Annotated in this window: 4 protein-coding genes and 1 tRNA gene; 4 read left to right on the top strand and 1 reads right to left on the bottom strand. The window is 35.3% G+C overall.

Going from position 1 to position 2,142, the window contains the following annotated elements; genetic code table 11:
* Window positions 1–85: 85 nt before the first annotated feature.
* Window positions 86–158, bottom strand: a tRNA-Lys gene (locus NE054_RS07905).
* A gap of 83 nt (window positions 159–241) precedes the next feature.
* On the opposite strand from NE054_RS07905, the gene NE054_RS07900 reads away from it, so the two are divergent.
* Genes NE054_RS07900 through NE054_RS07885 form a run of 4 tightly spaced genes read left to right on the top strand, consistent with a single transcriptional unit; the run spans window position 242 to window position 2,086 of the window.
* A complete protein-coding gene (locus tag NE054_RS07900) occupies window positions 242–847 on the top strand; it encodes a 2,3-bisphosphoglycerate-dependent phosphoglycerate mutase (RefSeq protein ID WP_297890404.1) in 606 nt (201 codons plus the stop codon).
* Between the two features lie 11 nt (window positions 848–858).
* Entirely contained in the window at window positions 859–1,611 is a 753-nt protein-coding gene (gene tpiA, locus NE054_RS07895) for a triose-phosphate isomerase (RefSeq protein WP_297890403.1), read from the top strand.
* Between the two features lie 2 nt (window positions 1,612–1,613).
* Window positions 1,614–1,913 (top strand): preprotein translocase subunit SecG, encoded by a 300-nt coding sequence (gene secG, locus NE054_RS07890; protein ID WP_297890402.1) that lies wholly within the window; start codon window positions 1,614–1,616, stop codon window positions 1,911–1,913.
* The gene (locus tag NE054_RS07885) at window positions 1,913–2,086 is read left to right on the top strand and encodes an MgtC/SapB family protein (RefSeq protein ID WP_297890401.1); all 174 of its coding nucleotides are present in this window, start codon (window positions 1,913–1,915) and stop codon (window positions 2,084–2,086) included. The genes secG and NE054_RS07885 overlap by 1 nt, the downstream gene beginning before the upstream one ends.
* Window positions 2,087–2,142 lie beyond the last annotated feature (56 nt).

Genomic DNA, 2,142 nt, shown 5'->3' with positions numbered 1-2,142 from the left:
CCAACGGGATTCGAACCCGTGTCGCCGGCGTGAAAGGCCGGTGTCCTAGGCCAGGCTAGACGATGGGGCCATATTCGCTTGAAAGTGAGTCGCCTGGGAATCGAACCCAGGACCACCGGTTTAAAAGACCGGTGCTCTACCGACTGAGCTAGCGACTCACATACGAGAAATATAATATATCATATTTGATTTTAAATTGCAATACCTGTTATAATAAAGGGCAAAAAATTCGGAGGTTACAATGCCAAAACTCGTTTTAGTAAGACATGGACAATCTTTTTGGAATCTTCAAAACAGATTTACAGGATGGGTGGATGTTCCGCTTACTGAAAAAGGAAAAGAAGAAGCATTCAAAGCTGGAGAACTTTTAAAAGATATAAGATTCAATGTAGCTTACACATCCGCATTAACAAGAGCCCAAGAAACACTTAGAATCATTTTAGAGGTTGTAGGACTTCAAATTCCTGTTATTAAAGACCAAGCTTTAAATGAAAGACATTACGGAGCACTTCAAGGACTAAACAAAGATAGGGCAAGACAAAAGTATGGAGCGGAAATTGTACATCTTTGGAGAAGAAGTTATGACATAGCACCGCCGGAAGGAGAATCTTTAAAAGACACAGCAGCAAGAACAATACCGTTTTTAGAAAGAGCTATTTTAGGTGATATTTACGAAGGAAACAATGTGTTGGTTGTAGCACATGGTAACTCTTTAAGGTCAATAATTATGTACCTTGAAAAGTTAACTCCGGAAGAGATAATTAAAGTAGAGTTAGACACCGGAGTTCCTATCGTTTATGAAATGGATAAAGAAGGAAATGTTTTAAACAAAGAAATCAGAAAATAAAAGGGGTAAAAATGAGATACCTTATTGCAGCCAATTGGAAAATGAACAAAACTGTTAGTGAATCTATCGATTATGTGGAAAAGTTTAGAGAAATGGTTAAAGATGTTGAAGGGATAGATATAATGATAGCTCCCTCTTTTACAGCTTTGGCTTCCGTTTCCCCTCTTCTTGAAAAAACAAGTATAAATCTTGGTGCTCAGAATATGTTTTACATAGAAAGAGGAGCATACACAGGAGAGATATCCCCTATAATGTTAAACGAATTAAATGTTAAATACGTAATAATAGGTCACTCTGAAAGAAGACACATTTTTGGAGAAAAAGATGACCTTATAAATAAAAAAATTCTTGCAGCTGTTGAGTATGGTTTAAGACCTATCCTTTGTGTTGGAGAAACGTTAGAAGAAAGAGAACTTGGAAAAACCATGAACGTAGTGGAGAGACAGATAAAACTCGGTGTTGCAGGATTGGAAAGAGAAATAGGGCTTATAGATATTGCGTACGAACCAGTATGGGCTATCGGAACTGGAGTAAATGCCACGGTAGAGCAAGCTCAGGAAGTTCATTTATTTATAAGAAATCTTATAAATGATATCAGTAAAGGAAACGATAGTGATACAAGAATACTGTACGGTGGAAGTGTAAACGAAAAAAACGCAGGAGAATTAATAAAAGCAAAAAACGTTGAAGGATTTTTAGTTGGAACAGCAAGTCTTGACCCTCATAAGTTTTACAAAATAATTTTAGAAACGTTGGAGGTATAAAGTTGGAATTTTTATTTGGTTTGCTATCTATTGTACTGATAATAGTATCGATTTTATTGATTGTTTTAATCTTAATGCAAAAGACAAAAGGGGCAGAGATAGGAGCTGTTTTTGGTTCCGGAGCTGCAAAAGCGGTTTTAGGTGCATCAGCTGCTACCATCCTTACAAAGATTACAGCATGGCTTGGTGGTATATTTTTAGCATTAGTTTTAATTTTATCTTATTTAAGTATCAAGATTGCAAAGTCTAATACAGTTATCGAAAACATTCCAGTGCAACAACAAACAGAAAATAAAAAATAATGCAAGAATACCAAAATCTATATGAGATTGCTTTATCTTTAGTTTTAGGATTTTTTATAGGATTAGAGAGAGAATATAAAGTTAAAGGTGAAGTTTTTGCTGGAATAAGAACTTTTCCTCTTATAACGCTTTTAGGGTATATTTCATCATTAATTTCGGATTTCTTTGTTTAAAACATTTCCTTCTTTATCCATTTCATAAACGATAGGAACTCCGGTGTCTAACTCTA

The organism is Sulfurihydrogenibium sp. (assembly GCF_027448985.1).
In the GTDB taxonomy this organism is placed as follows: Bacteria; Aquificota; Aquificia; order Aquificales; family Hydrogenothermaceae; genus Sulfurihydrogenibium.
The sequence above is the reverse complement of the archived record's forward strand: the minus strand, read 5'-3'. Positions and strand labels throughout refer to the sequence as shown.